At 62.1% G+C, this 24,575-nt stretch carries 22 protein-coding genes and 2 riboswitches; of the genes, 7 read left to right on the top strand and 15 right to left on the bottom strand.

The window, feature by feature from the left end:
* Position 1: 1 nt before the first annotated feature.
* The 3 genes from AC1Q67_RS21585 to AC1Q67_RS21595 all read right to left on the bottom strand — a co-directional run bounded on the left by AC1Q67_RS21585 (position 2) and on the right by AC1Q67_RS21595 (position 6,452).
* A complete protein-coding gene (locus AC1Q67_RS21585; RefSeq protein WP_492237397.1) occupies positions 2-2,050 on the bottom strand; it encodes a methyl-accepting chemotaxis protein in 2,049 nt (682 codons plus the stop codon).
* 212 nt (positions 2,051-2,262) lie between these two features.
* A complete protein-coding gene (locus AC1Q67_RS21590; protein WP_492237396.1) occupies positions 2,263-3,405 on the bottom strand; it encodes a ribonucleotide-diphosphate reductase subunit beta in 1,143 nt (380 codons plus the stop codon).
* 131 nt (positions 3,406-3,536) lie between these two features.
* Positions 3,537-6,452 carry a ribonucleoside-diphosphate reductase subunit alpha gene (locus AC1Q67_RS21595; RefSeq protein WP_492237395.1) on the bottom strand — a complete coding sequence of 972 codons (2,916 nt, stop codon included), beginning with the start codon at positions 6,450-6,452 and terminating at the stop codon, positions 3,537-3,539.
* Between the two features lie 109 nt (positions 6,453-6,561).
* A riboswitch (cobalamin riboswitch) is annotated at positions 6,562-6,780 on the bottom strand.
* Positions 6,781-7,038: 258 nt separating this feature from the next.
* Positions 7,039-7,256: riboswitch (cobalamin riboswitch) on the top strand.
* Between the two features lie 98 nt (positions 7,257-7,354).
* On the opposite strand from AC1Q67_RS21595, the gene metE reads away from it, so the two are divergent.
* On the top strand, positions 7,355-9,694 hold the full coding sequence (gene metE, locus AC1Q67_RS21600) for a 5-methyltetrahydropteroyltriglutamate--homocysteine S-methyltransferase (protein WP_492237394.1): 2,340 nt from the start codon (positions 7,355-7,357) through the stop codon (positions 9,692-9,694).
* Positions 9,695-9,805: 111 nt separating this feature from the next.
* On the opposite strand, the gene AC1Q67_RS21605 is transcribed toward metE, so the two are convergent.
* From AC1Q67_RS21605 to soxY, 9 genes are all read right to left on the bottom strand, one after another.
* Positions 9,806-10,198, bottom strand: coding sequence for a c-type cytochrome (locus AC1Q67_RS21605; RefSeq protein WP_492237393.1), 393 nt, complete (start codon positions 10,196-10,198; stop codon positions 9,806-9,808).
* A gap of 113 nt (positions 10,199-10,311) precedes the next feature.
* Positions 10,312-11,586 (bottom strand): FCSD flavin-binding domain-containing protein, encoded by a 1,275-nt coding sequence (locus tag AC1Q67_RS21610; RefSeq protein WP_492237392.1) that lies wholly within the window; start codon positions 11,584-11,586, stop codon positions 10,312-10,314.
* 54 nt (positions 11,587-11,640) lie between these two features.
* Entirely contained in the window at positions 11,641-12,162 is a 522-nt protein-coding gene (locus tag AC1Q67_RS21615) for a DsrE family protein (protein WP_492237391.1), read from the bottom strand.
* A 26-nt stretch (positions 12,163-12,188) separates the two neighbouring features.
* Positions 12,189-12,470 carry a c-type cytochrome gene (locus AC1Q67_RS21620; protein ID WP_051389522.1) on the bottom strand — a complete coding sequence of 94 codons (282 nt, stop codon included), beginning with the start codon at positions 12,468-12,470 and terminating at the stop codon, positions 12,189-12,191.
* 23 nt (positions 12,471-12,493) lie between these two features.
* Positions 12,494-13,201 carry a c-type cytochrome gene (locus AC1Q67_RS21625; RefSeq protein WP_492237390.1) on the bottom strand — a complete coding sequence of 236 codons (708 nt, stop codon included), beginning with the start codon at positions 13,199-13,201 and terminating at the stop codon, positions 12,494-12,496.
* The gene (gene soxC / locus AC1Q67_RS21630) at positions 13,185-14,462 is read right to left on the bottom strand and encodes a sulfite dehydrogenase (protein ID WP_492237389.1); all 1,278 of its coding nucleotides are present in this window, start codon (positions 14,460-14,462) and stop codon (positions 13,185-13,187) included. Before soxC ends, AC1Q67_RS21625 begins: the two co-directional genes overlap by 17 nt.
* A 69-nt stretch (positions 14,463-14,531) precedes the next feature.
* Complete coding sequence (gene soxB / locus AC1Q67_RS21635) at positions 14,532-16,229, bottom strand: thiosulfohydrolase SoxB (protein ID WP_492237388.1); 1,698 nt, start codon at positions 16,227-16,229, stop codon at positions 14,532-14,534.
* Positions 16,230-16,338: 109 nt separating this feature from the next.
* Complete coding sequence (soxZ, locus tag AC1Q67_RS21640; RefSeq protein WP_002710965.1) at positions 16,339-16,668, bottom strand: thiosulfate oxidation carrier complex protein SoxZ; 330 nt, start codon at positions 16,666-16,668, stop codon at positions 16,339-16,341.
* A 45-nt stretch (positions 16,669-16,713) separates the two neighbouring features.
* Complete coding sequence (soxY, locus tag AC1Q67_RS21645; RefSeq protein WP_492237387.1) at positions 16,714-17,172, bottom strand: thiosulfate oxidation carrier protein SoxY; 459 nt, start codon at positions 17,170-17,172, stop codon at positions 16,714-16,716.
* A 258-nt stretch (positions 17,173-17,430) separates the two neighbouring features.
* Between soxY and soxA the strand changes: the two genes are divergently transcribed.
* The 3 genes from soxA to AC1Q67_RS21660 are packed head-to-tail and all read left to right on the top strand — an operon-like array spanning position 17,431 to position 19,424.
* Positions 17,431-18,255 (top strand): sulfur oxidation c-type cytochrome SoxA, encoded by an 825-nt coding sequence (soxA, locus tag AC1Q67_RS21650; RefSeq protein WP_024573739.1) that lies wholly within the window; start codon positions 17,431-17,433, stop codon positions 18,253-18,255.
* Positions 18,256-18,269: 14 nt separating this feature from the next.
* Complete coding sequence (gene soxX, locus AC1Q67_RS21655) at positions 18,270-18,902, top strand: sulfur oxidation c-type cytochrome SoxX (protein WP_492237386.1); 633 nt, start codon at positions 18,270-18,272, stop codon at positions 18,900-18,902.
* 24 nt (positions 18,903-18,926) lie between these two features.
* On the top strand, positions 18,927-19,424 hold the full coding sequence (locus AC1Q67_RS21660; protein WP_492237385.1) for a GlcG/HbpS family heme-binding protein: 498 nt from the start codon (positions 18,927-18,929) through the stop codon (positions 19,422-19,424).
* A gap of 26 nt (positions 19,425-19,450) precedes the next feature.
* Here AC1Q67_RS21660 and AC1Q67_RS21665 read toward each other — a convergent pair whose 3' ends face one another.
* The 3 genes from AC1Q67_RS21665 to AC1Q67_RS21675 form a co-directional block, all read right to left on the bottom strand.
* A complete protein-coding gene (locus tag AC1Q67_RS21665; RefSeq protein ID WP_492237384.1) occupies positions 19,451-20,047 on the bottom strand; it encodes an HdeD family acid-resistance protein in 597 nt (198 codons plus the stop codon).
* Between the two features lie 1,135 nt (positions 20,048-21,182).
* Complete coding sequence (locus AC1Q67_RS21670) at positions 21,183-21,770, bottom strand: SoxW family protein (RefSeq protein WP_492237383.1); 588 nt, start codon at positions 21,768-21,770, stop codon at positions 21,183-21,185.
* A 20-nt stretch (positions 21,771-21,790) separates the two neighbouring features.
* Positions 21,791-22,534: a cytochrome c biogenesis CcdA family protein gene (locus AC1Q67_RS21675; RefSeq protein ID WP_492237382.1), complete on the bottom strand. Its 744-nt coding sequence runs from the start codon at positions 22,532-22,534 to the stop codon at positions 21,791-21,793.
* On the opposite strand from AC1Q67_RS21675, the gene AC1Q67_RS21680 reads away from it, so the two are divergent.
* The 3 genes from AC1Q67_RS21680 (at position 22,521) to AC1Q67_RS21690 (ending at position 24,564) form a co-directional block, all read left to right on the top strand.
* A complete protein-coding gene (locus AC1Q67_RS21680; RefSeq protein ID WP_492237381.1) occupies positions 22,521-22,982 on the top strand; it encodes a thioredoxin fold domain-containing protein in 462 nt (153 codons plus the stop codon). The genes AC1Q67_RS21675 and AC1Q67_RS21680 overlap by 14 nt on opposite strands.
* Before the next feature lie 23 nt (positions 22,983-23,005).
* A complete protein-coding gene (locus AC1Q67_RS21685; protein WP_006019580.1) occupies positions 23,006-23,383 on the top strand; it encodes an ArsR/SmtB family transcription factor in 378 nt (125 codons plus the stop codon).
* 71 nt (positions 23,384-23,454) lie between these two features.
* Positions 23,455-24,564 (top strand): YeeE/YedE family protein, encoded by a 1,110-nt coding sequence (locus AC1Q67_RS21690; RefSeq protein ID WP_492237380.1) that lies wholly within the window; start codon positions 23,455-23,457, stop codon positions 24,562-24,564.
* The last annotated feature ends 11 nt before the right edge of the window (positions 24,565-24,575 follow it).

Consider the following 24,575-nt stretch of genomic DNA (forward strand, 5'->3'; position numbering starts at 1 on the left):
ATCAGGCCGCGCGGATGTTCGCCATGAAGCGATCGAGTTCCTGACGCAGCCGGGTGCTTTCGACAGCCAGCGTCTGGGCCGAATTCAGCACCTCGCCCGACGCGGTTCCGGTCTCGCTCGCGCCGCGGTTGACCTCGGAGATTCCTTCCGCGATCTCCAGCGTGCCGCTGGCGGCGCTCTGGACGTTGCGGGCGATCTCGGTGGTCGCGTTGCTCTGCTGCTCGATGGCGGCTGCGATATTGCCGGCGATCTTCGAAATCTGGCCGATGGTCTGGCCGATTTCCTTGATGGCGGAAACCGATTCCTGCGTGGCGCTCTGCATTCCCGCGATATGGGACGAAATCTCGTCGGTCGCCTTCGCGGTCTGGCTCGCCAGCGATTTCACCTCCGATGCGACCACGGCAAAGCCGCGCCCCGCTTCGCCCGCCCGCGCCGCCTCGATGGTGGCGTTCAGCGCCAGCAGATTGGTCTGCTCGGCAATCGCAGTGATCAGCTTGACCACGTCGCCGATTTCCTGCGCCGCGCGCGACAACTTGGCGATACGCGCGTCGGTCGCTTCGGCCTGCGACACTGCCGCCGCAGCGATGCGGCTCGACTCCTGCACCTGCCGTCCGATCTCGTGAACCGATGCAGACAGTTCCTCCGTGGCCGCAGCCACGGACTGCACGTTGGCGGACGCCTCTTCCGACGCACCCGCAACCTTGCCGGACAGTTCCTGTGCCGTCTCGACCGTGCGCGTCAGGGTGGTAGCTGACGATTCAAGCTGGCTGGCCGACGCCGACACGCTCGACACGATCACGCCGACAGCGGTTTCGAAATTGTCGGCAAAGCGACGAAGCTCCGCGCTGCGTGCGGCGCTGGCGGACTTGCCCTGTTCCTCGCGCTCTGCCGCCTCGCTCTGCGCCTTGGCGACCGCCCTCATCTTGAATTCCTCGACAGCGCCAGCCATCTCGCCGATCTCGTCCTTGCGGCCAAGACCCGGCAGGACAACATCGAAATTGCCGCTCGCGAGTTCACGCATCGCCTTGCACATGCCGATCATCGGCCGCGAAATTCCGCGGCCCAGCATCCAGGCGAGGAATGCGCCGAACGCGATGCCGCCGCCGCCGAGAATGGTCACGAACTTGCTGGTGCTGTGCGCAGCCTCGGCGGCTTCCTTCGCAAGCCGGGTCTGCTGTGCAAGCAAGCCGTCCTTGATGGTCTTCGCTTCCTGCGTCACGCTGCCCGCCGCCTCGTTCATCTTGGCCGACAGCGCCGCGATCTTCGCGGTGTTCTCCACGAACTTCGTGAAGGCCGCCTTGTAGGCATCGAGTTCCTGGGTGATTTCCGCAATCTTCGATGTCAGCTTCGCGTCGTCGGCGGTCAACGTGCCGAAGCTGTTCTTCAGAAGCTGCATGCGCGCATTGACGCTGTTGGCGACGGCGGCGTCGGGGCGCAGCACGTAGTTGCTGATGTTGGACGTGATGGACGCGGAGTGGGTCGCCAGTTCCTTCGCGTTCTGCTGGATCGACGTCAGACCGGCAAGGATCGCGGTATCGGCCAGATCGTCGAACTTGTAGCGGATGACGTTGCCCATCCGGAGCAACTGGTTCGACGCGATCGCGGCGTTGTCGGTCTTGAGCTTGATGACCTCGCCGAACAGCCCGGCGAACTCGCTGTAGCTGGCCGAAAGATTGAGAACGCTCTTCCGGTTGCCGGCAGTGGCAACCCTGGCCGCGCGCTCGATGGCGGCGCCAAGGGCGGTCTCCGCAGCGCGTGCAGCCTCCTCGTCGGCAGGAAGACCGGTCGTCACATAATAACGCGCGAGAAGCTGATAGGCCGCGAGTTCGCGGTCGATGTCCCGCGCGCTGTCGGTCTCGGCGACAATGCCCTGATAGGACTGGACGCCCTCGACGATCCGCTCAAAGCCGAAATAGGCAACGCCCATATTGATGGCGGAGATGCCCAGCACCGTGACGAAGCCGAGCATGATCTTGGTTCGAAATCGCAGATTGGAAAGAAAGCTGACGCTCGTCTTCTGCTTTGCCGGAGTGCTTTTGAACCAGCCCATTTCCAACCCCCAAAAGTTCTTTTTGCATGTCAAACCAGCCGGTCTCCAACCGGCGCAAAGTGCCTCAAGGTAAACAAAATTGAATAACACCCCGTAAATTGCTACCTCATTCAGCAAAAACGCCCGCATAGCGGGCGTTTCCTGCAAACATCATGCGCATTGGCCGCCATTGCACCGTATCTCGGCACCGCGCGGCGGCAAAGATTAACGATTTATTCCCAGCTCAGCGCGCCGCCGTTCTGGTATTCGATTACGCGAGTCTCGAAGAAGTTCTTTTCCTTCTTCAGGTCCATCGCCTCCGACATCCACGGGAACGGATTGTCGGTCTCGTCGAACACGCGGGTCAGCCCAAGCTGGGCGCAGCGGCGGTTGGCGATGAAATGCATGTATTGTTCGCACAGCGCTGCGTTCAGACCGAGGAATCCCCTCGGCATGGTGTCGCGGCCATAGGCTGCTTCCAGTTCGGCGGCTTCGCGGATCATTCCGCGGACCTCGTCCTGGAATTCGGCGGTCCACAGATGCGGGTTCTCGATCTTGATCTGGTTGATCACGTCGATGCCGAAGTTCAGATGGATGCTCTCGTCGCGCAGGATGTACTGGTACTGCTCGGCGATGCCGACCATCTTGTTTCGGCGGCCGAGCGACAGGATCTGCGCGAAGCCCGTATAGAACCACATGCCCTCGAAGCAGACATAGAAGGTGATCAGATCGCGCAGCAGCGCCCGATCGGCTTCCGGCGTGCCGGTCTTGAAGTCCGGGTCTTCCAGATTCTGGGTGTGCTTGAGCGCCCACGCCGCCTTGTCGGTGATCGAAGGCACCTCCCGGTACATGTTGAACAGCTCGCCCTCATCGAGGCCGAGGCTTTCCACGATGTACTGGAAGGTGTGGGTGTGGATCGCTTCCTCGAACGCCTGACGCAGCAGATACTGGCGGCACTCGGGATTGGTCAGGTGGCGGTAGATCGCCAGCACGATGTTGTTGGCGACGAGGCTTTCGGAGGCCGCGAAGAATCCGAGGTTGCGCTTGATGGCGCGGCGCTCGTCGTCGGTGAGGCCGTCGCGTGACTTCCACAGCGCGATATCAGCCTGCATCGAGACTTCGGTCGGCATCCAGTGGTTGTTACAGCCGGCGAGATACTTCTCCCACGCCCATTTGTATTTCAGCGGCAGGAGCTGATTGACGTCAGCGCGGCAATTGATCATCGCCTTGTCGTCGACAGAAACGCGGCCGCCCTTGCGGTCGATGGTGCCGAGGCCGGTTGCATCGGCTTGCTCCGATACGACAGGCTTACCGGTCAGAATCGGCGGCAGGTTGGTAGCGGGTTTGGCAGGTGCGGGTTCGGACCAGTCGAGCATGAAGATCGTCTTTCTTGTCTAACGTCGGATGTTGCCAATTTCGTCATTGCGAGGAGGCGAAGCCGACGAAGAAATCCATGACTTTTCAAAGGTGGATTGCTTTGCTTCGCTCGCAATGACGGCGGGGCTGCTTACTGGCATGCCTCGCAGTCGGGATTGTCGATCGAACACGCCACCGCATTGGACAGATCCGGCGCGGTCTGTGGCACGATGATAGGCTTGTTCACCGGCATGGCCGCGAGCGACGATGACGACGACACGGCATTGAGCTTGCCGTCGGTGCCCTTCAGCGTGGATTTCTCCACATGGGTGGCGCTGCGCGAACGCAGATAATAGGTGGTCTTCAGGCCACGCGCCCACGCCAGCCGATACAACTGATCGAGCTTCTTGCCCGACGGATTGGCGATGTAGAGATTGAGCGACTGCGCCTGATCGATCCATTTCTGCCGCCGCGCCGCAGCCTCGATCAGCCACGCGCTGTCGATCTCGAACGCCGTGGCATAGAGCAGCTTCAGATCATCCGGTACGCGATCGATGGAGCCGACGCTGCCGTCGAAGTATTTCAGATCCGACACCATCACCTCGTCCCACAAGCCCCGCGCCTTCAGGTCGCGGACGAGGAACTCGTTCACCTCGGTGAAGTCGCCCGACATGTTGGATTTGACATAGAGGTTCTGGTAGGCGGGCTCGATCGACTGCGCCACACCGCAGATGTTGGAGATGGTCGCCGTCGGCGCAATCGCCATCACATTGGAGTTGCGCATGCCGACCGACTGCACCCGCCCACGCAACGCTGTCCAGTCCAGCGTCGCGCTCCGATCCATGTCGAGGCCGTTGCGGGCGTCGGCGAGAATCTCAATGGAGTCGATCGGCAGAATGCCGCGGCTCCACAGCGAACCCTTGAACGACGGATACTGTCCGCGCTCTGCCGCGAGATCGACCGATGCCGTGATGGCATGGAACGAAATCGCTTCCATGCTGGTGTCGGCGAAGGCGACGGCGGCGTCCGACGCCATCGGAATCCGCAGCGCATGCAGCGCATCCTGGAAGCCCATCAGGCCGAGGCCGACCGGACGATGTTGCAGGTTGGAGCGGCGCGCTTCCGGGATGGTGTAGAAATTGATGTCGATGACATTGTCCAGCATCCGCATCGCGGTCGAGATCGTCCGCTTCAGCCGCGCGTGGTCGATGCCGCCCTCGCCCACATGGTTGAGCAGGTTGACCGACCCGAGATTGCAGACCGCAACCTCGTCGTCCGACGTGTTCAGCGTGATCTCGGTGCAGAGATTAGATGAGTGAATCACGCCGACATGCTGCTGCGGCGAACGAAGGTTGCACGGGTCCTTGAACGTGATCCACGGATGCCCGGTTTCGAACAGCATGGTCAGCATGCGGCGCCACAGATCCGTGGCGCGCAGTTTCTTGAACACGCGCATCTCTCCACGCGCAGCCTTTTCCTCGTATAAAGCATATCGTTCAGCAAACGCCTTGCCGTAAAGGTCGTGCAGGTCCGGGGTCTCGTCGGGCGAGAACAGCGTCCATTCGCCATCCGCCTCGACGCGCTGCATGAACAGATCCGGCACCCAGTTCGCGGTGTTCATGTCGTGGGTGCGGCGGCGGTCGTCGCCGGTGTTCTTGCGCAGATCGAGGAATTCCTCGATGTCGACGTGCCACGTCTCGAGATAGGCGCAGACCGCGCCCTTGCGCTTGCCGCCCTGATTGACCGCGATTGCGGTGTCGTTGGCAACTTTCAGGAACGGCACCACGCCCTGGCTTTCGCCGTTGGTGCCCTTGATGTGCGCGCCGAGGCCGCGCACGCGGGTCCAGTCGTTGCCGAGTCCGCCGGAATATTTCGCCAGCAGCGCATTGTCCTTCACCGACTTGAAAATGCCGTCGAGATCGTCGGCCACCGTGGTCAGGAAGCAGGACGAGAGCTGCGGCCGCAGCGTACCGGAGTTGAACAGCGTCGGCGTCGAGGCCATGAAGTCGAACGACGACAGCAGGTTGTAGAACTCGATGGCGCGCGCCTCGCGGTCGATCTCGCGGATCGCAAGCCCCATGGCGACGCGCATGAAGAACGCCTGCGGCAGCTCGATCCGGTTGCCGTCCTGATGCAGGAAGTAGCGATCGTACAGCGTCTGCAAGCCAAGAAACTGGAACGACAGATCGCGCTCCGGCTTCAGCGCTGCCGCGATCCGCTTCAGGTCATAGCGCGCCAGTTCAGGATCGAGCAGTTCGGCTTCGATGCCTTTTTTGACATAGACCGGGAAGTATTCCGCATAGCGCGCGGTCATATCAGCCTGCGACGCATTGATCTGCGCGGAATGAACAAACGACAGCACTTCGGTGCGTAGCTTGTCGAGCAGGAGGCGCGCGCTGACATAGGCGTAGTTCGGCTCCTGCTCCACCAGCGTGCGCGCGGCCATGATGCCGGCCAGCGCAAGCTCGTCCTGGCTGATGCCGTCGTAAAGATTGCGCTTTGTTTCAGCCAGCACAGGCGCGGCATCGACGCCGTCGAGATTGGCGCAGGCTTCCTGAATGATCAGCATCAGGCGATCGGCGTCGAGCGGGACGCGCGCGCCGCTGCCCAGCGTGACATGCAGCTGCGGCTCGGACGGCGTTTTGACCGACCTGGCGGCGTCAGCTTCGGCGCGCTGGCGTGCGCGCTCCTCGCGATACAGCACATAGGCACGGGCGACCTTGTGGTGCTCGCTGCGCATCAGCGCCAGTTCGACCTGATCCTGAACGTCCTCGATGTGGAAGGTGCGCCCCTCGCCGATCCGGCGGGTGAGTGCGCTCACCACTTCGTTTGTGAGTTGCTCGATCACCTCGTGAATGCGGCGCGAGGCGGCTGCGGTGTGGCCTTCAACTGCAAGAAACGCCTTGGTCATCGCAATCGAGATCTTGCTGGCATCGAACGGCGAAACCGTGCCGTTGCGGCGGATGATCTGGAGCGGCGGCTCTGCCGCAGGGATAGCCAGTGACTCGGAACGCAACTGAATGAGAGGAGCGGATTTGGCGGCTTCGCGTTCGATCGAGAGAGACATCGGCAGACCCCGTGCGTGTTGCAATTTTTGGGGGCTGAGGCCGAAAGGCGCGTCGTCGCGGCGCGCGAACGCACCGAAGCACGCGACCGCCGGACACCCCGCCCGTGGACGTTCTTTTGGTGTCGCGGCAGGTCTCCTGGCTCGCAGGTCGGCATTGAATCCGGTCTTCCCGATGCGAAAACGCACCAGTGACATCGGTCGGATTCAACTCACTGCTTACAGTTGCGGGGGCAGCGCCGGACTTGCTGCATCGGAGTGCAACTCACCAGCTTCCCATCTTCGCCACAAGGCCTTGCGGCTTTGTAGAACCGTGACGTCTACATCTGGTGACTTTCACGGTGCGATGTCAAGCGGCTCGCGGTGTGAATAACCGGGACAATCACGCAACAGCGCAGAATGCGTCGGAAAACCGTCAAAGAAATTTTCCGCTGGCGTGAGGAAACGGCGCCTGGAGTTCAGGTCTGGCGATCACGCATCAAGAATCAGCTTGCATGATTCTCTTGCGCCGGCTGCCCACTCGCTCCCCGCGCGCGTCCGGCACAGCCGCGGTGGGAAGCTTTCCCTTTGACCGGGGGCAAGCCGCTTCACATAACTTGATCATCGCGGTTCTGCGGATCGGTGATCCGGAGCCAAGAGGGAATGCGGTGCGCGCGGCCCGAGAGGTTCGCGCAACTCCGAAGCTGCCCCCGCAACTGTAGACGGTGAGCCTCGTCCATCGGTGCCACTGAGGTGAAAGCCTCGGGAAGGCCGGACATCAGGCGTTGAACCGTGAGCCAGGAGACCTGCCGCGATCACAGTACGTCCACGGGCGGGGTGCCCCGGTGTGTCGCTTGCGAAAGGACGCTCGCCGCCCTTCCCGTTCGCGCATGTCCGGCCCTGCCCCCACATCACGGGGTTTTGCAATGTCGGGTTCTTCTACTGCTTCCATTCCTGTCGCCACGCTGGGCGTACCGCGTATCGGTCAGCGCCGTGAACTGAAAATCGCGCTGGAGAAATTCTGGTCCGGCAAGATCAACGAGGGCGCGCTGCGCGAGGCTGCGGCGAAAATCCGCGCCGACAACTGGACGCGCCAGCGCGATCTCGGCGTCACCGTGATCCCCTCGAACGACTTCTCGCTCTACGATCAGGTGCTGGACACCAGCGCCATGGTCGGCGCGATTCCGACAATCTACGGCTGGACAGGCGGACCGGTGTCGCTGGAAACCTATTTCGCGATGGCGCGCGGCAGCCAGAAGGATGTGGGCCACGACGACGGCTGCGCCCATAACCATAGTCACGGCCACGGCGTGCCCGCGCAGGAAATGACCAAGTGGTTCGACACCAACTATCACTACATGGTGCCGGAATTCACCAGGGATCAAACCTTCACCCTCGCCTCCACCAAGGCAATCGACGAATACCGCGAAGCCGAGGCGCTCGGCATCCAGACCCGGCCGGTGCTGGTCGGCCCTGTAACGTTCCTCAAGCTCGGCAAGGGCGAAAACCGGTTGGCGCTGCTGCCGAAACTGCTGCCGGTCTACATCGAAGTTCTCAACAGACTCGCCGCCGAAGGCGCGGACTGGGTGCAGATCGACGAGCCATGTCTCGTGCTCGACCTCGGTGCGGATGAAAAGGCCGCGCTGAAAGCCGCGTACAGCGAATTCGCGCTGAAGGTACCTGGCATCAGGATCATGCTGGCGACCTATTTCGGCGAACTCGGCGACAACGCCGACCTCGTCACCAAACTACCCGTCGCCGGCGTGCATCTCGATCTGGTGCGCGGCAAGGGCCAGATCGATACCGTCCTGAGCAAGCTGCCTGCGGATCGCGTGATTTCGCTCGGCGTCATCGACGGACGCAACATCTGGCGCGCGGATCTTGCGAAGGTTCTCGACCTGGCCGCCAAGGCCATCGCGGCGCGCGGCGGCGCGGACCGCATCCAGATCGCGCCCTCGTGCTCGATGCTCCACGTGCCGATCGACCTCGATCAGGAGACCGATCTCGATGCGGACCTGAAAAGCTGGCTTGCGTTCTCGGTGCAGAAGATGGGCGAACTGGCAACCCTCAACCGCGGGTTATCGGCAGGACGAGAGGCCATCAAGAGTGAGCTTGCGGCTTCCGATCAGGCGGCAGCCACGCGCGTCTCGTCGGCGAAGATTCACAATCCCACTGTGAAATCGCGCGCCGCCGATACGTCGCCCAAGCTGTCGCAACGCAGGAGTCCGTTCGGCGCGCGGCAGAAACTCCAGAGCAAGGTGCTCCGCCTGCCCTCGTTTCCAACAACAACCATTGGATCATTTCCGCAGACCGAGCAGGTGCGCAAGGCGCGCGCCGAGCACGCCAAGGGCCAGCTCAGCGATGCCGATTACGAGGCGTTCCTGCGCACGGAAACCGAGAAGGCGGTACGCTGGCAGGAGGACATCGGCATCGATGTCCTCGTGCATGGCGAGTTCGAGCGCAACGACATGGTGCAGTATTTCGGCGAGCAACTGTCGGGCTATGCCTTCACCAAGCACGGCTGGGTGCAGAGCTACGGCTCCCGCTACGTCCGTCCGCCCATCATTTTCGGTGACGTCTCGCGGCCGAAGCCGATGACGGTCGGCTGGTCGTCCTATGCGCAGTCGCTCACCACGCTGCCGATGAAGGGCATGCTGACCGGCCCGGTCACCATGCTGCAATGGTCGTTCGTGCGCGACGATCTTCCGCGCGATCAGGTCTGCCGCCAGATCGCCTTCGCGCTGCGCGATGAGGTGACCGATCTCGAGACAGCCGGCATCGGCGTGATCCAGATCGACGAGCCGGCATTGCGCGAAGGCCTGCCGCTGCGCAAGGGCACCTGGAAGGCCTATCTCGACTGGGCGGTGGAGTGCTTCAGGATTTCACAGGCCGGCGTGAAGGACGAAACCCAGATCCACACCCATATGTGCTACGCCGAATTCAACGACATCATCGACGCCATCGGGGCGATGGACGCCGACGTGATCTCGATCGAGACCTCGCGCTCGAAGATGGAGTTGCTCGACGCCTTCGTCACCTACAAGTACCCGAACGAGATCGGACCGGGCGTCTACGACATCCATTCGCCGCGCGTGCCGGAGGTGCCGGAGATGATGGAACTGATCGGCAAGGCGCGGCGCAACCTGTCGCCGGAGCAGATCTGGATCAATCCGGATTGCGGCCTCAAGACGCGCGGCTGGCCCGAGGTCAGGTCTGCGCTGACCAACATGGTCGAAGCGGCTCGGCAGGCGCGTGGAGCGGCTTAGAAGCTGTCATTCCGGACAGGCCGTTTTACGGGCTGATCCGGAATCCAGACATGATGACAACTGATGAAGATTCCGGGCTCGCGCAAAAGCGCGCCCCGGAATGACGGGCTCTTACTTCTTCTTCCCGTCGGCGCCGAACTGCTTGAGATAGGCGGTGAGATCCTTGATCTCGTCGTCCTTCTTGATGCCCGCGAAGGCCATCTTGGTGCCGGGGATCTTGGCCTTCGGGTCCTTGATGTATTCGGCGAACACCGCCTCGTCCCAGGTGATGCCGGAGTTCTTGTTGGCGTCGGAATAATTGTAACCGGCAACGCTGCCGGACTTGCGGCCGAACAGGCCGTTCAGCTCGGGGCCGACGCTGTTTTTCGCCGTTTCACCAACCTGATGACAGGCGCGGCACTTGTTGAAGGACTTCTCACCAGCGGCGACGTCCTGTGCATTGGCGGCACCGGCAAAGCTGACGGCGGAAAAAGCGAGTGCGGCGGCGAGCGAACGAGCAATCATCTGTTTGACCTTTGAAGCGGGCAGGAAGGCTGGCTGGTGGGGTGAGACGCAAGACTGGTGGGCGTAGCAGAAACCCGCCGCGCCGCGGCGGGTTCCGTCAACGATGTAACATGTCAGGCAAACATATCGGCTGTGATTCCGGCATACCAGCCCATGTTTTCCGCCTGCGTCTGCTTACGCAGTTCGGCCTCCTCGCCGGTCTTCGAGACGAAGGTGGACGCCGCCGCGATCTTGCCGTCCTTCGGCTCATAGGCGCCGCCGATCTTCACCGTATCGTCGGTGTCGATCATGCTCCAGCAGGTATTGGTGTAGCGCGCCGGGAAGGTCCGCGCCGACACCAGTTCACCCCGGATCATCATGGCGGCGACCTTGGCCTGGCTGTTGGCGGAGAACGCGGACTTCGGCATGTCGCCCGCGATGCAGGCATCGCCGAGAATGTAGATATTGGAATCGGTAGCCGACTTCATGTTGGTCGGATCGATGGCGCAGTAGCCGGTTGCGTTGGCGAGGCCGGCATCGCGCGCGATGCTACCTGCCATTTGGGCGGGAATGACATTGACCAGCGCCGCGTTCTTGTAGGTCTCGAACCCCGTCACCACGGTGTTGGTCTTGGGATCGACCGATTTCAATCCGTCATGCACTTTGGGGCCGAGCCATTCGACCATGCCCTTGTAGTGCTTTTCCCAGCCCTCCTGAAAAAGTCCCTGCTTGGAGAAGGTATCCTTCGGATCGATGATGATGATCTTGCTGCGGTCCTTCTTCGCCTTTTTCAAAGCGTGCGCCATCATCGAGACGCGCTCATAGGGTCCCGGCGGGCAACGGTAGGGGTTGGGCGGCGCGATCATCACAATGACACCGCCATTGGGCACGGCATCAAGCCGCTTCTTCAAGAGCAGTGTCTGCGCGCCTGGCTTCCAGGCATGTGGCATCTTCTCTTCCGCGGCCTGCGACCAGCCCGGAACGGAATCGTATTTCAGATCGATGCCCGGCGAGACCACAAGGCGGTCGTAAGGCAGCTTCTTGCCGCTGGCGAGGATGACTTCCTTCTTGTCGCGGTCGATCTTCGTCGCGCGGTCGGCGACGATGGTGACGCCGTGCTTCTTCACCGCGCCGTAGCCGTGGGTAATGGAGGGATAATCCCGCACACCGCCGAGATAGAGATTGCTGTGGAAGCAGGTCTGATATTTCGCCAGCGGCTCCACCAGCGTAACGCTGATCGTGCCTGCACTGTCCTTGGCGATGTATTTGGCGGCAGTCACGCCGCCTGCGCCGCCGCCGATCACCACCACGCGCGGCTTGCCCTGCCCGAGCACCGCAGGCGCACCGAACATCATGACGCCCGCGAACGATGCCGATCCTGAAATCAACTGCCGACGACTGATGCTCACGATGCCCCCTCCAATATTGTTTATTGAAACGCGCGTTCAGTGGACGGCTGAGGATCAGCCGACCTTGAGATAGGCAAAACCTTTCGATTGCAGCGCTGCGACCGTGGCAACACCCGACGGCACGAAGCTGATGAACGGCGCGTCCTTCACCTTGGCCTTGTCGAGTTTGAGCCGCTGGAAGGTGATTTCGCAGAGATAAACCTTGAGGCCGTTCTTCGCGAGTGCGGTGACGCGCTCGAACAGGGCCGGATCAATGGTCTCGTCCTTCCACGGCGTGCCTTCCAGCGTCGAGAGGAAATACTTCACCGCAACGCTGTGCGCGACAACGACAAGCTGCAGGCCGAATGGATCGGCGCCGTAAGCCGAATAATGATTGGAGATGTTGTTGAGCGTCTGGGCGAAGCGCGCGTTGTCGCCGTAGTCGCAGTGATAAAGACACGCGACATCGCCTTCCTTCTTCAGGTCCGCCATGGACAGGTCTTTCGGCGCGGCATGCGCCGCCGTTGCCGCAACCAGACCTCCCGCCGCTCCGATGAGCAGGCTGCGCCGTGTCGCCGAATCGTTCCGATCTGTCATGACACCCTCCGGAATGTTTGGAACCATTACTTCTGGGTCCTGAAATAAGCCGCCAGAGCGGCGATGTCACCTGCCTCCAGCCGTCCGGCTATGGTCTGCATCACCGGGTTGTCCCGCTGCTTGTTCTTGTAGGCGTTTATCACGGCGATGAACTGGTCTTCCGGCCATCCCGTGATTTTCGGAATACCCTGAGCCGCGCCCGAAGCACGGTGACAGGTTACACATTCCGCCGATAAATACTCTCCAAGTTCCCGGTCTCCCGCAGCAGCATTTTCCAGCGCAAGACCCGCCGCCAGAACGAAAAGCAACGCCCTCGCCGACGGCCGCTCCATCAATCGACCTTCGGGCCGGACTTGCTGTCGGGCGTCACATCCACCGAGATCGCCCGTCCGGTCACTTTCGGTGCGCTGCGGCAATCCTTCATGCACGGGTCTTTCTTCCAGAACTGCTTTTCGGACGTCTCGCGGTCGTCTTCAAAGAAGGCCGAGGCGTTCGGCATCTTGATCGAGGTGAAGTTCTTGTCGCTGAGTTCGAAGTTCTCGTCCTTCACGATGTCGTTCATCGACAGCAGATAGGCAACGATCGCGTAGACCTCATCGTCGGTCAGCGAACGCGCATTGCCGTAGGGCATCGCGCGCTTGATGTAGTCGAACGCGGTGGACAGGTCCGGCCAGAACGAGCCGATGGTCTTGTCGGGCCGATCCGCCTTCAGCGTCCCCGCTCCCCCGGCCAGCACCGGCCAGCGGCCCGCGCCTTCGCCAAATTCGCCATGACACGAAGCGCAGCGCTCCTGAAACAACGCATCCCCCTGCTTCACCGTGCCCTTACCCGGCGGCAATCCCTTGCCATCCGGGCGGACATCGGTGTCCCACGCCTTGATTTCCTCGGGCAGCGCGGGACGTCCAAGTCCGAGCTTAGACGAGGTCTTGGTGGCCGCCTGTGCGGCAATTTGCTGCGCATGGCTTGAGCGCGGCGCAGCAAGGGCGAGTGCCACGCCAGCAAGCACCACGAACGCCGTGGCCTTAACCGATTTCGACATTTTCAGTCTCCCCGGTTGAACGCACCAGCCAGGTCTGAATGCCGTTGTTGTGGTAGATCGAATTGACGCCGCGCACCTTGCGCAGTTCGTCCTTGGTCGGCTGCACATAGCCGGTGGAATCCATCGCGCGGGACTGGATCATCAGCTCCTGCCCGTTCCAGTCGAAATCGACATAGAAGCGCACCAGCGACTTCTCCAGCACCGGCCCGTCGATCCGCGCGGTCTGCCAGTTGCGGCCGCCGTCCATGGTGACGTCCACGCGCTTGATGGTGCCGCGGCCGGACCATGCGAGACCGCTCAGCACATTGCGGCCCTTGTGCTTCAGCGGCGCCTGCGGCGACGGATTGGTCACCACCGACTTGGCATCCATGATGAAGGTGTGCTTGCGCGAGCGGCCATCGGCGAGAAGGTCGGTGTACTTCGATGTTTCCTCGCGGGTCTGCCACGGCTGATCGCCGGCTTCGATGCGGCGAATCCATTTCACCCAGAGATTGCCTTCCCAGCCGGGAATCACCGCACGCAGCGGGTAACCCTGTTCAGGCCGCAGCGCTTCACCATTCATGCCGAAAGCGAGCAGGCAATCGTTCAGCGCCTTTTCGACCGGCAGCGAGCGGTTCATGGCGGCGGCGTCCGCGCCTTCCAGCATCAGCCATTTCGCGTTCGGCTTGAGGCCCGCTTCATCCAGCACGGTCTTCAGCGTCACGCCCGTGTACATCACGTTGTGAACCATGCCGTGAGTGAACTGGCAGCCGTTAAGCTGCGCGCCGCGCCACTCCATGCCGGAGTTCGCCGCGCATTCGAGGAAATAGATCTTGTTCACGCGCGGCATGCGCTTGATGTCGTCCATCGTGAACACCAAAGGCTTGTCCACGAGGCCGTTGATCATCAGCCGATGGTCGGCGGGATTGATCTCCGCGACACCCGAATGATGCCGCTCGAAGCAGAGGCCCGATGGTGTGATGATGCCATCGAGCTCATGCAGCGGCGTGAAGTTGACGGAGGACTCCGGCGATGCCGTCAGCCACGACACGTCGCGGCGGATCACGTTCTTCTCGAACTTCGAGGGCATGCCGTAAGGAGTCTTCTGCACGCCGTCGCCGAGATAGCGATTCCAGTCCTGAACCTCGGTGATCAGCGGATCGGGCTTGGCGCCTTCCGCCATCGCAGGCTTGGCGCCGAGCGCAACACCCGCGCCCGCGAGGCTCGCTGCGCCGAGGAATTTGCGGCGGCTGAGAATATCCGCAGATGATGTGTCACTCATGCGGCATCCTTTCTATCTATCTCGATACGTGAATATGTTGAGCGCGACTTTGCATTGAAATGTCCCGCGTTACGCGCCTGAAACTTTGACAGCCCTGTTCGGCTCGACCTTCACCGTGCCACGCTTGCCGACATGCGCCGACACCACGTCCCAGATCGGCGGACCCTGCGTGCCTTCGTTGACGCTGGCCCAGCCCGCGACGCTGTAGCTCTTCGCCGCATCGATCGGCTTGCCGGATTTCAGATGGGTGAGATCGGAAATGCGCGAGCCCATCGGCTTCGACACATCGATCGAATAACCCATGCCGCCGATGCGCACCATGTCGCCGCCGCCCTGGAAGTACGGATCGGGGTGGAAGATGTTGTCGGCGACGTCTTCGAGGATTTCCTTGAGCTGCGCGCCGGTCATCTGGTTACGATAGCAGTTCGGGTAGGTGATCGCGGTGGCGTTGGTGACATCTTCCCATGTGATCGGGCTGTCCGGCAGCAGCGTGCCGCCCCAACGGAATCCCGGCGACAGCGCAATCTCGGCATCGCGCTCCGACAGCATCGCGTCGCAGATCAGATCGTCGAACGTGCCGTTGAAATTGCCGCGGCGATACAGCAGCGAATCCGTCTTGCCGATCACGCGCGCCAGATCCTTGGCGAACGGCGCCCTCACCTTCTCGACCAGCGCGCTCATCGCGGCATCCGGCTTGATCGCATCGGTGAACACCGGCATCAGCTTGAAGCGGACACCCGATACCTTCTTGTCCTTTACCTCGATGTCCAAGCGAGAAACAAACTTGCCATGCGATCCGGTCGCGACCAGCACAGTGTCGCCGACGCGCACGAGGCCCGGCATCGCATCGTGCGTATGCGCGGTCAGGATCACGTCGAGACCCTTCACCCGGCCCGCGAGCTTGCGGTCGACATCGAAACCGTCGTGCGACAGCAGCACGACGATCTGCGCGCCCTCGGCCCGCGCCTCGTCCACCTGCTTTTGCATGTCTTCTTCGCGGATGCCGAACTCCCATTTCGGGAACATCCAGCGCGGATTGGCGACGGCGGTGCGAGGCAATGCCTGTCCGATCACGGCGATCTTCGCGCCGCCCTTCTCGAACATCTTGCGCGCCTCGAACACCGGCTCCTGCCATTCGTTGTCGCGGATGTTCTGCGCAAGGAATGCGAACGGCGCCTTGTCCGCGATCTCCTTGACGCGATCCGCGCCGTAGGTGAATTCCCAGTGGCCGACCATCGCATCGACCTTAAGCGCCGACATGACATCGACCATGTCCTGCGCCTTGGTCTGCAACGAGGTCCAGCTTCCCTGCCAGGTGTCGCCGCCGTCGAGCAGCAGCACCTTGTCCTCGCCGCGTTCCGCACGCACCGCGTTGATCAGGGTCGCGACGCGGTCCATGCCGCCCATGCGGCCGTAGTTGCGCGCGAGCGATACGAAATCATCCGCCGTTAGCGCGTAGGCGTCGGCTGATCCTGCGGCGATGTTGAAATATTTGCGGAACGCATCGTCGGTGAGATGCGGCGGCAGACCCTTGTCCGCGCCGACGCCGAGATTGACCGACGGCTCGCGGAAATACAGCGGCATCAATTGAGCGTGGTTGTCCGCGACATAGAGAATGGTCACCGTGCCGAGCGGATCGAACTTGAGGATATCCGCCTGCGTCAGCTTCTGCTGCGCCGCGACGCGCCCGAGCGGCCCAAGTCCGCCGCCGATGGTGAGCGCAGACGCAGCCGCGCTCGCCTGCAGGAATTCCCGCCTCGATATCATCAGACCACCTACAATAAAGCTGTCATTGCGAGCGAAGCGAAGCAATCCACTCTTGAGAGAGAAGCTGGATTGCTTCGTCGCTCACGCTCCTCGCAATGACGGTCCCGCCTTAGCCGACCGTCAGCTTGTTCTTGGCGGTGTATTCCGAACCGTCGTCATCCTTCCAGGTGAAGGTGAACTCGCCGGTCTCGGACGCCTTGTAGAAGAACGACTGGTACGGATTGGCCGAGATCGCCGGATTCCAGTCCGCCTCAAACACCGGCTTGCCGTTGAAGGTCGCGGTAAACTTGTTGATGATCTTGCGCGGCACGACCTTGCCGGACGAATCCTTGCGCTGGCCCGATTCCATTTCGTGCGAAATGAGGGTCTTGATCTCGATCAGTTCGCCCGCCTTCGCGGTGGCAGGAACACGAACGCGCGGTGTGGGTGCATTGGCCATTGGAAAATTCCTCGCCTGAATCTTTTCTTGTTGAGCGATGTCCGATCAGCCGCCGCAGCCGCCGATGGTGACCTTCACGTTGGCTTTCGTCATGTAAAGGCTGCCGTTCGACATCTCCGCGACGCACACGATGTTCTGCGTCTGCGCGAGGCGCATGCGGGTCGAGGCGGAAGCCTTGCCGCAGGCCGGCGTGAACTTGTAGGTGACGACGCCCGGCAGCGGATTGCCGTCGGCGAACACATGCACCGCTTTCACGTAATCCGAATCTGTCATCGGGCTTTCGACCTCGACGTTGACCGGTACCACGAGGCCGTTCTCGGCGATCTCCGGCACATCGAGCTTGATCTTGCCGCTGTCGAGTTTCTTGTCGCCGTACAGTTTCTTGATTTCGGCGGCGACGGCCGCTTCATCCGCGAACACCATTTTCGGCGCGAACACGGCGGTCAAACCCGCGATCGCTGCAAGCGTCAGCGCGTCACGGCGCGTTGGTTCAGTGAACTTCATCTATGATTCCTCCTGCGGGAGTCTTTTGCTTCCCTTGACGATAGTATCGCTTGACGATGCCAAGCCTGATCTATCATGATCCGGGACACATCATTATATTCTTTTTCGTGAATGTAAAGATGTTCTAGTCTGGGTCTGTGAGTCCGCCTATTTCTACACGCCTTGTAAGGCGCTGCAAAATGAAGCGAACTTCGACACGAGGCTAAACCGGAAGCCGAAAGGGCCGCACAGACGGTCTGACGGAGGGGAGGACCAGGAATGAGACGGACCACGATTCGGTCGGCAATCGCTTTTGCCATTTTGATGTGCGCGTCGAGCGCCCCTGCTCTGGCGCAGGACGCCAGCGAAAAGGAAATCGAGCGTTACCGCGCGATGATTTCCGATCCGATGTCCAATCCCGGCTATCTCGCGGTGGACCGCGGCGAAGTGCTCTGGAAGCAGAAGCGCGGAACCAAGGACGTCTCGCTCGAAACCTGCGATCTCGGTCAGGGCCCGGGCAAGCTGGAAGGCGCGTTCGCAAAATTGCCGCGTTACTTCAAGGACTCCGACAAGGTGATGGACCTCGAGCAGCGCCTGCTCTGGTGCATGACCAACATTCAGGGCCTCGACACCAAGGATGTGATCGCGCGCCGCTTCTCCGGTCCCGGCAAGGCCTCCGACATGGAAGACCTTGTCGCCTACATCGCCAACAAGTCGAACGGCATGAAGATCGACATTCCTCTCAGCCATCCGAAAGAGCAGGAAATGGCGGCGGTCGGCGAAGCGCTGTTCTATCGTCGCGGCGGCGTGAACGATTTCTCCTGCTCGACCTGCCATGCCGAAGAAGGCAAGCGCATCCGCCTGCAGGGCCTGCCGGATCTGTCGAAGCCCGGCAAGCAGCCGCAGGAAACCATGGCCGGCTGGCCGACCTATCGCGTGTCGCAGGGTGCGCTCCGCACCATGCAGCACCGGTTGTGGGACTGTTATCGGCAGCAGCGCTGGCCGGTTCCTGAATACGCATCCGACGCGCTCACCGCGCTGACCGTGTTCCTGCAGAAGCAGGCGGCGGGCGCGGAAATCAACGTCCCGTCGATCAAGCGTTGAGAGAGGAGCGCATCATGACGAAGACAATGAATATCGCTGCGCTGGCTTTTGCCGCAGGCATCATCACGCTGCCCTTCTCCGCCGCCGCGCAGACCGCACCGAAGACCATCGACCCGGCTATTGTCGACGCCTACGTGAAGGCGACCTTCGGCAAGGCGCCGCCGGAATGGCAGGAGCGCATCGTTCCCGACGAGACGCTGAAGACCTGCAACGCCTTCCACAACAACGTGCCGTCGAAGGAAGCCGACGCGATTACCAAGCGCGAGTTGGCGAAGGTGGTCTATCCCGCCGACGGAAAATTCCTCGGTGACTGGAAGGAAGGCCGCAAGATCGCCAACAACGGCCGCGGCGGACAGTTCTCCGATCCGCCGGATACCGTTGCGGGCGGCAACTGCTATGCCTGCCACCAGCTGGAGAAATCGGAGGTGTCCTTCGGCACACTCGGCCCGAGCCTCACCAACTACGGCAAGGACCGCAAATACGCGCCCGACGAGATCAAGAACGCCTTCACCAAGATCTACGATTCGCAGGCTGTGTTCGCATGCTCCAACATGCCGCGCTTCGGCGCGAACAAGGTGCTGAGCGAAAAACAGATCCAGGACCTCGTCGCGCTGCTGTTCGATCCGGAATCGCCGGTCAACAAGTAAGCGGCACGCGAAGCGGAGAACGAGATGAAGATGCGATATCTGCTGGCGATCGCGGCTGTCTGCGCCCTTGCCTCGGCTCCGGCGCGCGCACAGGATGCGACTGTCGCCACCAAGTCGCTCACCCCCGAGATTGCGCTGGACGCAGCCAAGGCCGCGCTCGCCGAGTGCCGCAAACGTGGCTATCAGGTCGCGGTCGCGGTGGTCGACCGTTCAGGCACGCCGCAGGTGATGCTGCGTGATCGCTTCGCGGGTGCGCACACGCCACCCACCGCGACCGGCAAGGCGTGGACCGCGGTCAGCTTCAAGAGCAACACCACCGATCTTGTCGCCGCCACTCAGGCGCCTGCGATGCAGGGCCTGCGTCAGCTTCCCAATGTGGTGCTGATCGGCGGCGGTGTGGTGATCGAGGCCGGCGGCTCAATGCTGGGCGGCATCGGCGTATCCGGCGCGCCGGGCGGCGATGCGGACGAGGCCTGCGCCAAGGCAGGCATCGCCGCGATCAGCGACAAGCTGGACTTCTAAAGCCGCGCGCCTCTTCTCCTGTCGATTCAGGCCGGCGCCTTGAGCTTCTTCAGCCGGAACGACAGCCCGATGAAAATCACCCCGGTGAGCACCGAGAACCAGGCGATCGTCCAGACCAGCGCCAGTGCGCCGGCACCGGGCCGGGCCAGAAGGAGAACGCCGAAGCCGATCGAAAGCAGACCGCCGAGAATCAGCCACCATTCGCCTTCGATTTCCTTGCGCAATTGAATCGCGCCCCAGATCTCCAGCACGCCGATAACGATCGACCAGACTGCGATGAACGTCAGCAGTATCAGGGCAGTCGTGCCGGGCCAGAAGAACGCGAGCAAGCCCGCGATAATGCCGGCGACGCCGACGAGAGCGAGCCACCAGCGCGGTGCTATGGCGCCGCCTCTGCCTGATATTGCGCCCCACAAAGAGAACACTCCGTCGGCGAGCGCGAATGCGCCCCACATCAGCGTGAGAGTCAGCAGCGTCAGGCCCGGCCAGATAAACGCCAATATTCCGAAGAGAATGGCCGCGATGCCGCGCAACAGCACCAGCCACCAGTTTTGAGCGAGAGCTTCACGAAGCGCAAATGACCGGGGTAAGGTCGCCCGCGGTTGAACCGACGTGTCCGACATTGATCTCTCCGTTCTTTGACGTTGCACAATCGTCCCGTTGTTTTCCAACCGTCTCCGGGAGCGACCGATGGCACCGGCATGTTCGAACGCAGGAGCCGCCTTCAGCGCATCCTCGTGACGCCGGTCAGAATTCGCTTGTTGCAGGCCGGTGTCAACTTTTGAAACCTGCATGCGTGCGGAGTCTTGCGCTCAGGTGCCATGACGCCTTGGTTAAAGAGATCTTCCGGAAGACAAAACAATACGCACGGACCGGCGATCGCAGGATAAAACAAGCATGCGCAGCCCGGATGCAGCGACTTCTAATCCCATCATTCCGGGGCGCGCGTTTCCTGGCCCGTCATTCCGGGATGCGCCGCTTGGCGCAGGCCCGGAATCCATCCTGCGGGAATCCGGTGAGTGAACATGGATTCCGGGTTCGCGCGAAGCCGCGCGCCCCGGAATGACGGCGGATCATATGAGCGAGCGTAGCCTGCAACATTTCGTGATGGGGATACGCATCCCCGTGTTCTGAAGCGCGCTTAAGTTCGCCATGTCCTGGTCGTGAGGGGCGCTTCTCGAGGGCGCTTTGAAGCGGAGCAGGATGCGGCGCCTGCGCGTGTGTCTCGCAAACACAACGCCCGGGAGGCTGGGGTCACCGTCCGGGCCAACTATGTGGCTCTGCCGTTTGCCGGCTGGACGCGGAGCGGGCGAAGGCGGCGAAAGCCGTCCGGATCAGGGGTCGAGTAACCTCCCCCGTCCGCACCCGGAAGTACGGTCCCCTCGCCCAAAATCGCCGCAATGGAGCGCCGCAAGGCGATGCGCTTCCGGACGACCATCGCCTCGCACGCGATGCCGGAAGCGAAACGAACACAGGGTGCGCCTCGCGGCGCTCCATGCCCCTCGTTCTTTGTGGGGCACGTTTCATAGATCAACTCGCGCGGTGCGCGAGAGTAATCACGCGTGGCTGTTTGAAAATTGAATCAGGATGGAGTGCGCGATGCTGACATCTCCCTCCCCCTTGTGGGGAGGGTCGGCCGAGCGAAGCGGAGGCCGGGGTGGGGGCAGAAGCGTAACGCGGTGATCACCCCCACCCGGCCCGTTGTTCGCTGCGCTCACACCGCGCCACCCTCCCCACAAGGGGGAGGGATAAGACATCTCACGCCTGGCGCTTGAGCCATTCCGGGAATGGCGCGGACTCATATCCCTTCTCGCGCACGTAACGGAACATCGCGAGAAACTCCGCCGGCTCCAGCAGGCCCGGCATGCGCGCGACTTCCCGCGCCTGGCCGCTCCGTGCGGCAAGCCCGTCAGCCTTCTCGGGGAAGAACTGGATCGTGGGGGTGAAGCGGATGCCGTAGGCTTCGCCGAACGCCTTCTCGCTGCGCTTGCGCCCATCGAAGTCAGTCACTTCGCGCGCGCCGATATGATTGAGATGAAGGATTTCGAAATTGTCGCGGATGTAACCCTCGATCTTCGGGTCCATCATATGCACTTCGTGCATCCGCTTGCAGGCCGGGCAGCCCTTGAGGCCCCACATGATCGCAAAGCGTTTGCCTTTCGCCGTCGCGCCGGTGAGATCTTCGGACACGTCGAGGAAGCTCTCAAGATACCAGTCCATATGATAGATGCCGTCGTCACCGAGCGTCGCTTTCGCCAACGACGGCGATGCGCGCAGGCTCAGAGCTCCCATGCCGAGCGCGGCGATGGCGTGCCGCCGGGTCAGATGGCTTTTGTTGTTGGGCAACTGCGCCTCCCTCTGTCGCGTCAACCGAATGAACTGAATGCAGGAAATGTCTCCAGCAGCCAGCCCGCGATGCGCGGCATGCCGCCAGTCAAAAACAGCACGCCGGTCAGCACAAGAGCCCCGCCGATCACCTTTTCGATAGTGCCCATGTGGCCGCGCAGCCGCGCCATCATCTGCACGAACGGACCGGAGAACAGCGAGGCAAGCATGAACGGAATGCCGATCCCGAGCGCATAGGCCCCAAGCAGCAGCGCGCCGCGCGCCGCCGATCCCTCGATCCCCGCAACCATCAAGATCGCAGCCAGCACCGGTCCGACACAGGGCGTCCAGCCGAATGCAAACGCAAGGCCGACGATATAGGCACCCAAAAATCCCGCGGGTTTCGAGACGTTCTGAAATCGCGCTTCGCGAAACAGGAGTCCGATCCGAAAGACCCCGAGAAAATGCAGACCGAGAATGATGATGATCACACCTGCAACAATGGCGAGGGTATCGAAATACGTGGTGACAGCCTTGCCGATCACCGACGCCGATGCGCCGAGCGCGACGAACACCGTGGCAAAGCCGAGCACGAAGGCGAACGACAGCGCCACCACGCGCCAGTCCGGCCGCCAGCCGCGCGCCTTGTGCTTGTGTGTCAGCTCATCAAGGCTGATCCCCGCCAGAAAACACAGATACGGCGGCACCAACGGCAAAACACAGGGAGAGAGGAACGACAGCACCCCCGCCCCCAGCGCCCCAGCAAAAGAAATGGAAGAAACCACGGATTTCCCGGCTCTGGTAGATACATGCGAATTCGTGTATATGTATCACATGTTTGCAGGATTGCGCGCAAGAACCTCCGGTATGGCAGCTATCGCGTTCGCGGCGGGCGCACTCTGGCCCGCTTTAGCGGGCGCGGCTGAACTCGTGATGTTCGAGCAGGCCGGCTGCGTCTACTGTCAGCGATGGGAGCGCGACGTTGGCGCGCTGTACGACCGGACCGACGAGGCCAAGGCGCTGCCGCTGCGGCGGGTCGATATCCAGAGCCAGAAAATGAGCGGCGTTACCCTCGCCTCGCCGGTTCGCTTCACGCCGACTTTCGTGGTGGTGGACAACGGCCGCGAGATCGGCCGCATCACCGGCTACAGCAACGACAATGCCTTCTGGGGATTGCTCGACGCGCTTGCGGCAAAGGTGCAGACCGCGGCGCGCGAACCGAACCGAATCTGAGCCACCGTTTGAAAGCCATGCCTATGACATCGATCCTTTCATCCGAACTGGAAACCGAACTTCGCGACGGCGCGGAGTATTCGCCAGAACTCGACCAGTTGATGCGCAAGGCGCGCAAGGCCAGCAACTTCCTCAAGGCGCTGTCGCACGAAAATCGCCTTCTGCTGCTGTGCCTGCTCGCGGAGCGCGAGCGGTCTGTCACCGAACTTGAGAACATCCTGTCGCTGCGCCAGTCGGCCGTGTCGCAGCAACTCGCGCGCCTGCGTTACGACGGCATGGTCGATACGCGCCGCGACGGCAAGACGATCTACTACAGCCTCGCCAACGAGGATGTCCGCCGGGTGATCTCGGTGGTCTACGATATTTTCTGCGCGCCAGTGGAGGCCGCGGACAAGAAATAAACCTGCCGCAACGGCAGGCGGACGCGACAAGGCCCGCAAGGCTTCACGTCGCGCCGGTCCGGGAGAACGCCATGCAGAACATGTCTGCCTGGATGCAAGCAATCGGCGGTTTCGCCATCGGCGTGATCGCGGGCTTTGCCGTGCGCCATGCGCGGCTGTGCACCTTCGGCGCGATTGAAGACGCGCTGATGGGCGGCGACAGCCGGCGGCTGCGCGTGTTCGGACTGGCGCTCGGCATTGCCATTCTCGGAACACAGGCGCTTGTTATCGGCGGCATTCTCGATCCCGCACTCGTGACATACACGCCCGCAGCCTTGCCGCTGGTGTCGATCCTGATCGGCGGCGTGATGTTCGGCGTCGGCATGGCGATGGTCGGCACCTGCGGCTTCGGCTCGCTGGTGCGGCTCGGCACCGGCGACCTGCGCAGCCTTGTGGTCGTTCTCGTATTGGGCGGCGCGGCTTACGCAACGCTGCGCGGAATATTCGCAACATTTCGGATCGAGTTCCTGGAATCACTGTCGCTACCCATGCCCGACGGCACGCGCGCCGACATCGCATCGCTGTCGTCACAATTTCTCGGTATCGATACGCGAGCCATCCTCGCGGTATTGGTGGGAACCGCATTGTGCTGGCTCGCGCTGCGCGATCCCCGGCTTCGCCGCGCGCCGCGCCTCCTGTCTGCAGGAGTCGTGCTCGGCATTCTGATTATCGCCGGCTGGATCGTGACCGCGTGCGTGGTGGATGATTTCGCAGGCCCGGCGCGGCCGCAAAGCCTGACGTTCGTCTCAACCATCGGCAAGGCGCTTTACGCCGGCCTGCAAAACGTCACGAATTTCGCCGACTTCGGTGTCGGCAGCGTATTCGGAGTGGTCGCCGGGTCATGGCTTGCCGCATGGCGCTCGGCGGAACTGCGCTGGGAAGCCTTCGACGACGATCACGAAATGCGGCGCCACCTCGGCGGCGGCTTGCTGATGGGCGCCGGCGGCATTCTTGCCGGCGGCTGCACCATTGGTCAGGGATTGACGGCGGGATCGATGCTTGCTCTGTCGGCGCCTCTCGCGATCGGCGGCATGGTCATCGGTGCGCGGCTTGGCATCGCCATTCTGGTCGATGGCTCCCCGCGCGACATGCTTCAGCGGCGCTGGGCGAATTTCCTCGGCAAAGGCGGTCCTGCTGAATAGCTTGCAGGAGG

The organism is Afipia sp. GW823-FHT06G09 (assembly GCF_058794875.1).